The organism is Limnospira sp. PMC 289.06 (assembly GCF_032350395.1).
Classification (GTDB): Bacteria; Cyanobacteriota; Cyanobacteriia; order Cyanobacteriales; family Microcoleaceae; genus Limnospira; species Limnospira platensis.
This window is the reverse complement of the sequence record NZ_JARPLC010000007.1, coordinates 1-12322: the sequence shown is the minus strand read 5'-3', so window position 1 is coordinate 12322 and position 12322 is coordinate 1. Positions and strand designations below refer to the sequence as shown.

Sequence of the window (12322 nt, the reverse complement as noted above, 5' to 3'; positions counted from 1 at the left end):
ATAGGGTAAAATATGACGGACTACCAGGCTAATCAATTATTTAAACAAGGGGTTTCTCAATATCATCAAGGTGATATTCCGGCGGCTTTGGAATTGTGGCGCGAAGCCCTGGCTATCTATCAAAAATTGGGCGATCGCCAACGGGAAGGCGCTACTTGGGGTAATTTGGGTATAGCTTATGCTGCTTTGTCTAATTCTCAAGAAGCCATTACCTGCTATCAAACTCACCTCCGTATCGCTGAAGATATTGGGGATATATCAGGACAGCTTAACGCCCTGACTAACCTGGGAATAGCTTATCATGCTACTGATGAGTTACCAAAAGCGATCGCCTGCTATCAAAAACAGTTGGAAATTGCTAATCAAATGGGCGATCGTACCCAGAAAATCAACGCCCTACAGCGCCTCCGACTCACCTGGGAACATATCCCAGACCCTCAACAAGTCAATGACTGTCGCCTCCAACAATGGGAAATTGCCCATCAGTGGCTTGGAGTAGTCGGGATGGAAGAATTTACCCAAATTCTCGAACAGGTGGGTTTAAGCCTCACAGAAGACCTTTATGGGCAGGATTTAACCGGGGTTGACCTAAGTAATGCTAACTTGCGCGGCGCTAACTTAGCCCAGGCTAACCTCACTAATGCCAACTTGACCCTGGCTGACCTCAGCAATGCTAATCTACAGGGAGCTAACCTCAGTAACGCTATCCTCTGCAACGCTAACCTCCGAGATGCTAATTTACAAGAGGCTAACCTCTCTCAAGCCGATCTACGAACTAAACTCCCCCGCGCTAAACTCAGTAATGCTAACCTGACCCAAGCTGATCTCACTAGCGCCTATCTCCCCCGCGCTAACCTCAGTAATGCTAATTTGCAGAGTGCTAATTTTACCTATGCGGACCTTAGTGGGGTAAACTTGACAGGAGCTAACCTCCAGAAAACAGATTTCAGCCGCGCGGAATTAGCTGATATCATGGTGGAAAATGTCGAATTTACTGAGGCGATCGGTATTTCTCGGCGACTGCAACCTGAATTGCAACGAAAAGGCGCAATTTTTGGAGACAGTTAAAAGTTGAATGAATCTCCTCTAAACTCTCTTGAATTATGACTGGTGTTGAAGGACTTTGGCCGCAAAATATTAGCCCCAATAAATTGGCGATCCTAGAGCGTAAATTTGCCATCTGGTTGCGATCGCAAGAATTAGAATCAGAACCCTCTCCTGTGGCGCAACAGCATCAGACTTTAGAAGAATTACAAGCCTTGACTAAAAAAGCTGTAGCCCAAGGCTGGAATTTTGCCCAATTACAGGGCATTATTCAGACCGTAGTTGATGCTAAAACTGATAATTTTCTCGAGTTAGCCACCTTAGCAGAATTGAAAATATCGGAAGATTTTGTGGGCGCAAGACTCCTGGGAACACATCTCAGTAACCTTGATCTCAGTGGCGCTAACTTACAAAATACTTACCTGCGGGGAGTTGATTTAAGTGATGCAGATCTTAGTAGTGCTGACCTGCGTTTTGCTAACCTTAGTGGTGCAGATCTCAGTGGGGCGCTGTTGAGTGATGCTAATTTGAGTGGCGCAGATCTACATAGGGCGAGTCTGGCTTTGGCTAGTCTCAGCGGCGCAGACCTGTGCGGCGCGAATTTGACAGAGGCTAATCTAAATAACTGTAATCTGAGTGATGCTAACCTCCATAATGCTATCCTCAAAAATGCTGATTTGCACCAAGCTGGGTTAGCCCTTACTAATTTGAAAGGGGCGGACTTTACGGGGGCTATTGTTAAACAAGCTAGATTATGGCATGATTCGGGACTGTCTGAGGAAGTTAAACAAGATTTGATTAAACGAGGGGCAATTTTTGAAGAGTGAAAAATTAGGGCGATCGCGCCCTGGGGGAAAATTTTAGATACTCCTATGGCTAAAAAAATCGGCGATCGCCTGGCTAATTTCCTCCCCATTAACATCTAAAATCATGACATGACCCGACTGGTCAAACCAACGGACATCTAAATTGTTTGGTAGTTGTTTTTCCATCCAATTAATTACCACCGGACTGACTAAATAATCCCTATGGGAATGAATAGCTAACACCGGACAAGTAATTGAAGATAAATCTGATCGGGCTATCCTGGCTAGTTGTTGCAGCGCCCGCCCCGCCCGAGAATTATCAAATAAATAAACGGGGTTATCAAAAGGCTTGGGTTGAGTGGGGATAGAAATATTCGCCCAACCAAATAAAGCCAATAAAATCACAGCCCGAGGCGGTAATTTTAACGCTGGTGCAGTGACCGCACAGGCATCTACTCGCCCCTCCGCCGCCATTTTTAAAGCGATCGCACCTCCCATAGAATGCCCAAAAATACCTACAAATTCATAATGCGATCGGGCTAATTCCAACTCCCGACGCACAGCAGATAACATTCCTTCCGCCGTCATTTTGGGAAAAAATAACTTCTGGTCTGCTAATTCTTGAAAACCATGACCAGGCAATAAAGGCCCCACTCCATCAAGCCCCCGACTTAGACAGGCTTGCGCTACTGGTCTCACCTCAAAAGGAGTGGCGGTAAACCCATGTAAACACAAAACCACCCGATTGGATTTAGGTTCAGCCCGCAACCAAAAGGGTACACCCCTTGACCAGATTTTGTCTGTCCACTCGACTGCTAAAGACTCAAAACCCGAAAAATAGCGCAGATGTTCACTCATAGCCAATTATCTAATCTACAATCAAGCGATCGCTACCCGTATTCGTGACAATTTAAACAATTTAAGCGATCGGATCAACCACAAGTCCCCAATTTGTGGCAATCTATCTTTAATATAGACACCTATTGAATTTTGAGAACCCACTCTTAAAACTAAGCAATTATCAAATTCAGATCATGCAAACCCTACCCATAACCACTCCGACCGCTAGTCAGCCCTCCGTTGACACAGTAATTCACCGTCGCCAAACCCGTCCAGTCCGGGTCGGAAACATCACCATTGGCGGAGGATACCCCGTCGTAGTTCAGTCCATGATTAACGAAGATACCATGGACATAGAAGGTTCCGTCGCCTCCATTCGTCGGCTGCATGAAATGGGTTGTGAAATCGTCCGCGTCACAGTTCCCAGCGTCGGACACGCCAAAGCCGTAGGCGAAATCAAACAAAAACTCGCCGCCACCTATCAACCCGTCCCCCTAGTCGCAGATGTTCACCACAACGGCATGAAAATTGCCCTAGAAGTCGCCAAGCACGTCGATAAAGTGCGGATTAACCCCGGATTATACGTCTTCGAGAAACCTAAAGGCGATCGTAGCGAATACACAGACACTGAATTTCAAGAAATCGGCGAGAAAATCCGCGAAACCCTCAAACCCCTAGTTATCTCCCTCCGTGACCAGGGTAAAGCCATGCGTATCGGCGTTAATCATGGTTCCCTAGCCGAAAGAATGCTATTTACCTACGGCGACACCCCCGAAGGTATGGTAGAATCAGCCCTGGAATTTATCCGCATCTGTGAATCCCTAGACTTTCAGAACTTAGTGATATCCCTAAAAGCCTCCCGCGTCCCCGTCATGTTAGCAGCCTATCGCCTCATGGCTAAACGCATGGATGACCTAGGGATGGACTATCCCCTACACTTGGGAGTTACCGAAGCCGGAGATGGAGAATATGGCCGCATTAAATCCACCGCTGGTATTGCTACCCTCTTAGCAGATGGTATTGGTGACACCATTCGGGTTTCCCTCACAGAAGCCCCAGAAAAGGAAATTCCTGTTTGCTATAGCATTCTGCAATCCCTAGGACTGCGGAAAACTATGGTAGAATATGTCGCCTGTCCCTCCTGTGGTCGCACACTCTTTAACCTCGAAGAAGTTCTCCACAAAGTCCGAGAAGCAACTAAACACCTGACTGGACTAGATATTGCTGTTATGGGTTGTATTGTTAACGGACCTGGAGAAATGGCAGATGCTGACTATGGTTATGTAGGAAAACAACCTGGCTATATTTCCCTATATCGGGGTCGGGAAGAAATTAAAAAAGTTCCCGAAGATCAAGGTGTCGAAGAATTAATTAATCTCATCAAAGCAGATGGACGCTGGGTAGAGCCATAAAAATCAAGCTGACCCCACCTCTGATGGGGGTGGGGGAGTCCCGGTCACAATTGGGCTTTTGGTCAACCTCCGCGATCGCCAGATCTGATGTGCTAGTATGCTGTTAATAGCTCTTAGTATTCTCTTCCGGTTCAGCAGATAAATGATTATATCAAAAAGTGGGCTTGTTATAGGCGCAACAGCAGTTATGCTGACCGCTGTTGCTGTTGCGGGCGCTGGTATACACCTTTCCGGCCAAGCATCCTTTCGGGAAAGCCCGAAGGAACTAATTGATGAAGTATGGCAAATTATTGATAGAAGTTACGTTGACGGTACCTTTAACCAGGTAGATTGGAGGGAACTTCGTAATGAGTTTCTAAGCCGAGAATATACTAATGATCAACAGGCTTATGAAGCTATCCGCGAAATGTTGGCTAAACTCGATGACCCTTATACCCGCTTCATGAACCCCGAAGAGTTCAGAAATATGCAAATTGATACTCAGGGAGAACTGACCGGGGTTGGTATCCAACTTACCCAAGATGAGGAAACCAATAAACTCGTCGTTATTTCCCCTATTGAGGACTCTCCCGCTTTTGATGCTGGGGTTCAGGCTCAGGATATTATTACTAAAATTGATGGCCGCAGCACTGAGGGAATGGAGCTCAATGAAGCTGTCAATTTGATTCGTGGACCAATTGGGACTCAGGTTAAGTTGACTATTTTGCGCGGTCCAAGGGAAATTGAGTTTAATATTACCCGCGCTCAGATTGAAATTCACCCGGTACGCTACTCTAAGAAACCTTCCCCCGTCGGCGATATCGGCTATATTCGTCTGAACAATTTTAGTGCTAATGCTGCCGAGGAAATGCGACAGGCGATCACTAACCTCGAACAACAGAATGTTTCAGGTTATATTCTCGATTTACGCTCTAATCCTGGCGGTCTGCTCTATGCTAGTATTGAAATCGCCCGTATGTGGCTAACAGAAGGCGATATAGTCTCTACCGTTAATCGTCAGGGAGAAATGGATCGACAACGCGCTAATAATCGCGCCCTCACTGATAAGCCTATGGTGATTCTTGTTGATGGCGGTTCCGCTAGTGCTAGTGAAATTCTATCCGGCGCTCTACAAGATAACAACCGCGCCGTTTTGGTCGGAACTAACACTTTTGGTAAGGGTCTAGTTCAGTCCGTTCGTGGCGTGGGTCGCGGTTCCGGTTTGGCGGTCACGATCGCTAAATATTTTACCCCTAATGGTCGTGACATTAATCATGAGGGAATTAAGCCTGATGTGATCGTTGAACTCACCGAACAACAGCGAGATATCCTCCGCGAAAACCGCGACAAAATTGGCACTCTTGATGATCCTCAATATGGCAAAGCCTTGGAAGTTTTGACTCAGAAAATCGCATCTCAACAAAACAATCAAGCTGTTTCTCAGTAGTCCCTTTGCAGGTGCGTCATTAACCTTTGATGACGCACCTGATCAAAAACTGGACTCGCTCCCATTAGGGATTAAACAAAAATCCCCCCGGAGTGTCGTTAGACAACTCGTTGATCACAGAAGGTTGAGTCAAAATTGAGGTGTTGTATGGGTTCGCTAGATCGGCAGTGCGGATAGTCGGACCGCTTAGGGTCTGCTGGAGCATTCTCTCTCTATACAGTTGATTCACTCGTCTGGCATCATCAGCAATCAAACTTTCAGGAAAACCATTAATAGCACCCGGCCAGGGATAGCTTAACCCGAAGAATACCGAAAGTTGACCCATCAGGGATTGATTTTTAAAAGCATCCCCAGAACTGCGGGTCGCCGCCTGGTTAAAGTCTTCCGCAAAAGGCTGGAAACGGGTTCTCGGTTGCGCCACAACTCCCTCAACCCACACGAATGAGGCGATCGCTACCCCTAACACTCCACTGATACTCTGTAATAAAATTCTGTTCATGGCATTAACCTTGGTGAATCTGTTTGATCAGATGGTCTCTCCCAGTGTACGATCAGATGGAGTGATTACAGATTTGTTTCCTACCTTTTCCCTCCTTTATGACTAACCCTTCAGAAATCCCTGCTCTTTGCGATCTCAATGCCTCTTGTGCAGCTTTAGATACCCTGCGATCGTGGCTACTTGACCTTTTGTGTCAACTCGCTTATCAAGAAGGGGATTTTGTTCTCTCCTCTGGTCAGCAGAGTTCCTACTATATTAATTGTAAACAGGTCACATTACATCCCGCTGGGTCGGTGGCGATCGCTCGCCTGATTTTACCATTACTTCCCCTGGAAACAGAAGCAGTCGCCGGGCTTACCCTCGGTGCTGATCCTATGGTTTCCTCCGTTAGTGTCGTTTCTGTCTACGAAAATCGACCTATACCCGCCCTCATTATCCGAAAAGAAGCTAAGGGACACGGAACTAAAGCCTACATCGAAGGACCCGAACTATCCCCCGGCGCTAACGTCGTAGTTCTCGAAGATGTTGTCACTACTGGACAATCTGCCCTCAAAGCTGTACAACGCCTTACTGATGCTGGATACAGCGTTGATAAGGTTATCGCTTTAGTCGATCGCCATCAAGGGGGGGCTGAACTTTATCAAAATGCTGGCCTTAATTTGGAGTCCCTCTACAGCATTAATCAACTACAAACTCGTTATCAGACTCTAAACTTGGATCATTAAATTCTCCTGTTAACTAAGTTGATTTTTTCATCAATTTAAAAAAAACGCCCCGCCCCAGGGTTGACAAGTGGGGGTAATTAATGGTAAGCTACAGATATGTATTTAAATAATGGTAATCTATTCAATTACCAAAAAAATGTCAACATTTCCATTGTTAAAAATAATACCACAAATCAGCCAGGAAAGCCACCACCCCAGAGCAAAAAATTTTTTTTGTAATATTTCTTAAATTTTTTTTCACCAAACTTTACATAAAGTGGGCATTGATGAGCGTGCATTGAGAAATCCGTAAAAAATTATCATAATCAACACAATTTTTGATAAAATTTAACATATACCCAACACCCCACCTAGGAAAAAACTATGTCAGGATTTATTAGAGGCTTATTTGGTCGCAAATCAGAAACAACAAAAACTCAAGGAAGTTCTTTCTATCTTGATCCCGATAGCGCCAAGAGTTTAGGCGATATTGAGTATATGCGTAAGCCTTTAGAAGTTAAAAAGTCTTTCCCTAAAATGTCGGGAGGAAAACCTTTCGAGGCTCCTAAAGCTACCGCTAAACCAGCGATGGAAATGACCCAGCCTAAAGCTACTGAATCTCCAGCACCAGAGGTGAAAAGCGATCGTCGTCGTGCTGACTCCAGTTTGGATATGTTCCGTAACATGGCTCGTGATCTTAAAAAATAATCATTATTCTGCCACCAGGCTTTAGGTAAATGTAGGGGCTGGCTGAAACTGTCAAGTTATGTTGAACCTAGCTCCTACTAGGCTATCTTCTGCTGAACTGCTCTGTAATGGTCGAAAAATTTAACTTTTTTTTTCACAAACAAAAGCCGATTTTTGTGCTATGGTCTAGTCGTGAATTTTAAATAATTTGATAATCTGTAACTTGAGATACTAAATAAAAAACTCTGATTGTCAAATAACCATTAAGGTTGTTTGAGTCAGGACACCCACCGAATAGGTAGCTAGTTCCTGGCTCTGTCGTCAGTAGTTAAACAAGTATACAGGGTGAAGCTAGTGTTTCTGAGGTAACCAGATAAAATAACATTTTCTGAAAGCTAACATTGCCCCATAAGTGGGAGTGGGTTGGGCAAGTTTCCCATCAAAAAAACCTGCACACTAAACTAATTTAGGAGAAACCAGGATGCCAGAAAAATTCTGCCCCTCTTTTCCTGTCATTGGCGATTTCCTGAGTACAGGTATAGGGAGAGTCGCCAGGAGGGTGGAAAGATGAAATCAGTAAATCTATCCCTGCTTATATTAATGAAACAATTTGAGAGTTATTTTGACCTGCAAGAAATTAACACCACCCGGAAGGTGAATGCGGCGGTGGTGAATGTCAGTGGTCGTCAGCGGATGCTTTCCCAGAGAACAGCTTTTTTTAGCCTCAAGTTAGTTACTACTTCTGACCCAGCCGAAAGGGAGGTGATTCGGGAAACTTTGATTAAAGATATTACTCTGATGGAGCGATCGCATAAAGGTTTACTCTACGGTGATAGTGAGATGAATTTATTAACATCTCCTTCGGCTATAGTGCGATCGATGTATTTCCGAGAGCCGCTAAATTTAGATAAACGCATCCGCGAGTATATTTTAGCAGTCAGAACTTTAGCCACAACTGCGGACTCTGACTTAACACCGAGCCATCCTCACCTTGACTATATTACCAATATTGCCCCCAATGAATTGCTATCTATTCTTGATGCTGTAGTAGCGCAATATCAACGGGAAAGTGAAATCGAACAACTAGATCTTGAACAGACCCAAATTCAACTTTATCAACAAGCCTGTTCCGCCGCCGCGATCGCTCAAGCTCAAGCACAGCAACTAGAGCAAACTTTAGAGGAACTTAAACACACCCATTCACAGCTTTTTCAATCGGAAAAAATGGCATCATTGGGGCAAATGATGGCTAGTTTAGCCCACGAAATCAATAACCCCGTTAACTCGATATTTCATAATTTAGCCCATGTGGAAAACTATAGCAAAGACCTACTAGAACTCACTCGGCTTTATCAAGATATTTATTCCCCGACCGATCCGCGCATTCAAGAATACATAGATTCCATAGATTTAGAGTTTTTAGAGACGGATTTTTTGACAGTTATATCTAGCCTGAAATTGGGTTCAGATCGACTCTTTCAAATTGTGCGATCGCTGCGTAACTTCTCCCGCAAAGACAGCGACCAAATGCTAAAAGTCAATCTGGAAGAAGGTTTAGAGGGAACCTTACTCATCTTGAAAAACCGCTTACAAGCCACACCATCACGTCCGCCGATTCAAGTGATTCGAGACTATGGGAAACTACCGTCAATCCTCTGCTACCCAGGTCAACTGAATCAGGTGTTTATGAATTTGATCAGCAATGCCATTGATGCCTTAGATGAAGTAGGGGACTGGACACACAACAACCAACAGTCTCAGCCGTTAATTACAATTAAAACCCTGGCTAATTCAGAACAGATCACGATCATGGTTGCCGATAATGCTAAGGGTATCAACCTAACCACGAAAAACCAAATTTTTGAGCAATTTTTTACCACCAAAGAAATCGGTAAAGGTACGGGTTTAGGGTTATATATAAGTCGTGAAATTATCGTCTCCCGCCACTGTGGGGAAATTTGGTGCGAGTCAGAAATTGGCAAAGGAACCGAGTTTTGGATCAAACTTCCCTTAAACCCACAATGTCCTGATTTTTTGTCTAATTCCCCCATCTCAACAGTCAAATAGTTAAAAATTAATTAGTTATGTTAAGTTTTGTAAATAAATCACTCCCCACCCGCGATTGGGTTTCGGGAGGGTTGCTTTTGTTGCTGACCTATGGTAGTATTTAAATAATGGGACTTTTTTAATTTTTTTTTATTAATGCAAACAGAGAAATCATAAAATAGACATTACGTGGATAACATAGCATCATCCCGCGCTACTTGTCAACCCCTGTTTTGAGCAAGAGGCCTGATGGGAATAACCTGTGCTTCACTGCTTTCGCGGGCTACCCGAATCAATAAAGCAGATATTGCTAAACTAGCAATCATGGAACTTCCACCATAACTAAATAAGGGTAAAGGCAAACCAGTAGTTGGTAGTACCCCAGTAGCTACCCCAATATTCAGCAAAGACTGTCCCACCATGACGACCATGGCTCCGATCGCTACCAGTTGATGTTCAATATTATTGGCTAATTGAGCGACTCTCAGGGCAAGAGTCCCATAAGCGACTAGCATCAACAAAAGCAGCACCCCGCCAACAAAGCCAAACTCTTCGGCATAAACGGCAAAAATAAAATCGCTATACTGAATCGGCAGATAAAATAACTTTTGTTGAGATAATCCCAAACCAGCGCCCCAAAGACCGCCAGAACCGACAGCTAGTAGACTCTGAATTAATTGGTAGCCATCATTAACGGGATCAGCCCAGGGATTCATAAACGAGAGAACCCGCTTCCTTTGGTATTCTCGTAGGCTAATACTAATAGTAGCCAAGATTAACCCACCAACAGCAGTACCGCCCAAATACAAAAAAGGAAGTCCGGCGGCGAGGGCGATTAACCATAATGTCATACCACAAAGAGCGGTGGTGCTGAGGTTGGGTTGGGCTAAAATGAGCAACAAAATTAGCAGAAAAATCCCTAACCAGGTTAGTCGCGATCGCCAACTCAACCGCTCCCAGCGGGGAAAAAACCGCGCCGCTTGTAGTATCAGAAATGGCTTCATTAATTCCGAAGGCTGAATGAGAATTGGGCCTAGTGACAGCCATCGAGTCGCCCCGTTGATAGTAGTTCCCAAACCGGGGACTATAGTAAGAAACAATAACCCCATCACCGCGAATAATCCCCACTGAGCAGTCCGTAACGCGACCCGCACAGGGGTATTAACAATCACGTTAAATCCTACCATCCCCACTAACATCCATGTGAGCTGGCGTTTGAAGTAGTACAAACCATCCCCATGTTCAGCTAATGCACTAGGATAGGAAGCAGAAAACATCGCCACGAGACCGACAAATAGCCACACAAAGGTTAACCAGCGCAGCAGGCGAGGTTCTGTTGCCCAATTCTGGGAACTAGGATCGAAAAAGGGAATAAGATAGCGTAAGCGCATTCAGGATAAATTTAGATCAGCAGGGGATTTGGGCTATTGTAGCTTAGATAAAATCCGGTTGAGTGGCAATTTACCCTAATAGGCGGTTGATTTTTCTGGGTTCACCAATTGCAGAAAACTAGCCCGACACCAATCAATATCCTGCTCCACCTGAAAAGTTACATAATCGACACCGTATGCACTCCAGTAGTTAACGACCTTACCCACCCTCTCTGTGCTGCTATTGATGCGTTGCACCAGAGAACCGGGGGGAAACTTTTGGGCTACTGGGTGATCCTGCCAATGTTTAAGATATTTAATCCGCTCCTGTTCAGCTTCAGAGAGTAACTTCCAGGCTTCACGTTTCCAATGGGAATAGTTTTGGGTGAGTGCCTCAACTTCACGCCAGGTTGTCGCCGATCGCAGATCTTCTGCCAATTGAGCAGCTGTCTGGACTTCAAACTTTAATAGAGGTTGGGCACTCATGATGTTTAGAAGCTAACCCTAGGTTTAGCGAGTTTAGAGGATATGGGGATTTTTAGACCCCACATTTAGTATACTCACATTACCCGATTCTGAAAAGCGATCGCCAGATAAAAACTCAAAAACCCCTATCTCAGGAGATTAATCGTCCCAAAAATCTGCCGGAAGCAAGGGAGGTGGTGGCGCAGGGGGAGCGGCACAATTAACAGATTGATCAATAATGCACACGAGCGGACCGAGAGTTGTTCCCTGTAACAAAGCACCAGACAAGTTTGTATTAGACAGTTGGGCACGATTGATATTAGTATCATTCAAAGCCGCACCCACCAGACTGGCACCAGTGAGATCGGCATCAGAAAAATTAGCACTCCGCAGATCTGCTCCCAGCAAATTAGCCCCGGTCAGATTAGCACGTTCCAGATTAGCCCTAAATAAAAAAGCCCTTTGGAGATTGCTATTCATCAAATCGGACTCTTCCAGATAAGCCTGACCGAGGTTAGCCTGAAATAGATTAGCATCCCTAAGATCAGCCCGCCGCAAGTCTACACGACCCAGCATAGCCTGACCGAGATCGGCTTCACGCAAATCAGCCCTTTGTAGGTTCGCATGGTGGAGATTAGCCTTAAACAAATTACTAGCAGCTAAACTCGCACCCCCCAAGTCGGCATTATACAGATTAGCCTCTTGCAGATTAGCACTGCGTAAATCTGCTTGTCGGAGGATAGCGCCGCCCAGATCGGCTTGAAAAAGATTAGCCCCAGACAGTTGAGCCCTTGACAAGTCCGCTTCCCGCAGATCACAGCCAGGACACTGATTAGTAGTTATAAGCCTCTGTAAGTCATCAGAGTCAGCGGCGATCGCACCAGTGATAAATCCCAATGGCGCGATCATCATGATTACAGCCTGAATCTTGAGTCTCATTAAATTCTCCTGATCCGAAACGGTATAACATTACTGATACATTTACGCGACATTTATCCGGCTATTGCCTGACAATGCTACGAT

At 45.0% G+C, this 12322-nt stretch carries 12 protein-coding genes; 7 read left to right on the top strand and 5 right to left on the bottom strand.

Annotated elements, in window-relative coordinates; translation table 11 throughout:
• The first annotated feature begins 12 nt into the window (after positions 1 to 12).
• Complete coding sequence (locus P5674_RS02900; RefSeq protein ID WP_315669784.1) at positions 13 to 1068, top strand: pentapeptide repeat-containing protein; 1056 nt, start codon at positions 13 to 15, stop codon at positions 1066 to 1068.
• Positions 1069 to 1103: 35 nt separating this feature from the next.
• Positions 1104 to 1871: a pentapeptide repeat-containing protein gene (locus tag P5674_RS02895; RefSeq protein ID WP_006623124.1), complete on the top strand. Its 768-nt coding sequence runs from the start codon at positions 1104 to 1106 to the stop codon at positions 1869 to 1871.
• A gap of 33 nt (positions 1872 to 1904) precedes the next feature.
• On the opposite strand, the gene P5674_RS02890 is transcribed toward P5674_RS02895, so the two are convergent.
• Complete coding sequence (locus P5674_RS02890; protein ID WP_006623123.1) at positions 1905 to 2708, bottom strand: alpha/beta hydrolase; 804 nt, start codon at positions 2706 to 2708, stop codon at positions 1905 to 1907.
• A gap of 176 nt (positions 2709 to 2884) precedes the next feature.
• Here P5674_RS02890 and ispG point away from each other — a divergent pair, with 176 nt between their 5' ends.
• Together ispG and ctpC are read left to right on the top strand one after the other, a co-directional pair.
• Positions 2885 to 4102, top strand: a complete 1218-nt coding sequence (gene ispG, locus P5674_RS02885) for a (E)-4-hydroxy-3-methylbut-2-enyl-diphosphate synthase (RefSeq protein WP_006623121.1) — start codon at positions 2885 to 2887, stop codon at positions 4100 to 4102.
• A gap of 142 nt (positions 4103 to 4244) precedes the next feature.
• Positions 4245 to 5528, top strand: coding sequence for a carboxyl-terminal processing protease CtpC (ctpC, locus tag P5674_RS02880; protein WP_046318625.1), 1284 nt, complete (start codon positions 4245 to 4247; stop codon positions 5526 to 5528).
• 64 nt (positions 5529 to 5592) lie between these two features.
• Here the strand turns inward: ctpC and P5674_RS02875 are convergent, their stop codons facing one another.
• Positions 5593 to 6027: a hypothetical protein gene (locus P5674_RS02875; RefSeq protein WP_006623119.1), complete on the bottom strand. Its 435-nt coding sequence runs from the start codon at positions 6025 to 6027 to the stop codon at positions 5593 to 5595.
• Between the two features lie 98 nt (positions 6028 to 6125).
• Between P5674_RS02875 and pyrE the strand changes: the two genes are divergently transcribed.
• The 3 genes from pyrE (at position 6126) to P5674_RS02860 (ending at position 9485) form a co-directional block, all read left to right on the top strand.
• A complete protein-coding gene (gene pyrE / locus P5674_RS02870; protein ID WP_006623118.1) occupies positions 6126 to 6752 on the top strand; it encodes an orotate phosphoribosyltransferase in 627 nt (208 codons plus the stop codon).
• A 363-nt stretch (positions 6753 to 7115) separates the two neighbouring features.
• Complete coding sequence (locus tag P5674_RS02865) at positions 7116 to 7439, top strand: hypothetical protein (protein WP_006623117.1); 324 nt, start codon at positions 7116 to 7118, stop codon at positions 7437 to 7439.
• A 546-nt stretch (positions 7440 to 7985) separates the two neighbouring features.
• Positions 7986 to 9485, top strand: coding sequence for an ATP-binding protein (locus P5674_RS02860; RefSeq protein ID WP_006668362.1), 1500 nt, complete (start codon positions 7986 to 7988; stop codon positions 9483 to 9485).
• A 200-nt stretch (positions 9486 to 9685) separates the two neighbouring features.
• Here the strand turns inward: P5674_RS02860 and P5674_RS02855 are convergent, their stop codons facing one another.
• The 3 genes from P5674_RS02855 to P5674_RS02845 form a co-directional block, all read right to left on the bottom strand.
• Entirely contained in the window at positions 9686 to 10855 is a 1170-nt protein-coding gene (locus P5674_RS02855; RefSeq protein WP_006623115.1) for an FtsW/RodA/SpoVE family cell cycle protein, read from the bottom strand.
• Positions 10856 to 10930: 75 nt separating this feature from the next.
• Positions 10931 to 11320, bottom strand: coding sequence for a hypothetical protein (locus tag P5674_RS02850; RefSeq protein WP_006623114.1), 390 nt, complete (start codon positions 11318 to 11320; stop codon positions 10931 to 10933).
• A 138-nt stretch (positions 11321 to 11458) separates the two neighbouring features.
• Entirely contained in the window at positions 11459 to 12238 is a 780-nt protein-coding gene (locus P5674_RS02845; RefSeq protein WP_006619601.1) for a pentapeptide repeat-containing protein, read from the bottom strand.
• Positions 12239 to 12322: the final 84 nt, after the last annotated feature.

What these genes read in the sequence shown, in the direction of transcription:
- P5674_RS02900 (WP_315669784.1), top strand. Translation starts at nt 13, where the DNA reads ATGACGGACTACCAGGCTAATCAATTATTTAAACAAGGGGTTTCTCAA.
- P5674_RS02865 (WP_006623117.1), top strand. Translation starts at nt 7,116, where the DNA reads ATGTCAGGATTTATTAGAGGCTTATTTGGTCGCAAATCAGAAACAACA.
- P5674_RS02855 (WP_006623115.1), bottom strand. Translation starts at nt 10,855, where the DNA reads ATGCGCTTACGCTATCTTATTCCCTTTTTCGATCCTAGTTCCCAGAAT.
- P5674_RS02850 (WP_006623114.1), bottom strand. Translation starts at nt 11,320, where the DNA reads ATGAGTGCCCAACCTCTATTAAAGTTTGAAGTCCAGACAGCTGCTCAA.
- pyrE (WP_006623118.1), top strand. Translation starts at nt 6,126, where the DNA reads ATGACTAACCCTTCAGAAATCCCTGCTCTTTGCGATCTCAATGCCTCT.
- P5674_RS02875 (WP_006623119.1), bottom strand. Translation starts at nt 6,027, where the DNA reads ATGAACAGAATTTTATTACAGAGTATCAGTGGAGTGTTAGGGGTAGCG.
- P5674_RS02845 (WP_006619601.1), bottom strand. Translation starts at nt 12,238, where the DNA reads ATGAGACTCAAGATTCAGGCTGTAATCATGATGATCGCGCCATTGGGA.
- ispG (WP_006623121.1), top strand. Translation starts at nt 2,885, where the DNA reads ATGCAAACCCTACCCATAACCACTCCGACCGCTAGTCAGCCCTCCGTT.
- P5674_RS02860 (WP_006668362.1), top strand. Translation starts at nt 7,986, where the DNA reads ATGAAATCAGTAAATCTATCCCTGCTTATATTAATGAAACAATTTGAG.
- ctpC (WP_046318625.1), top strand. Translation starts at nt 4,245, where the DNA reads ATGATTATATCAAAAAGTGGGCTTGTTATAGGCGCAACAGCAGTTATG.
- P5674_RS02890 (WP_006623123.1), bottom strand. Translation starts at nt 2,708, where the DNA reads ATGAGTGAACATCTGCGCTATTTTTCGGGTTTTGAGTCTTTAGCAGTC.
- P5674_RS02895 (WP_006623124.1), top strand. Translation starts at nt 1,104, where the DNA reads ATGACTGGTGTTGAAGGACTTTGGCCGCAAAATATTAGCCCCAATAAA.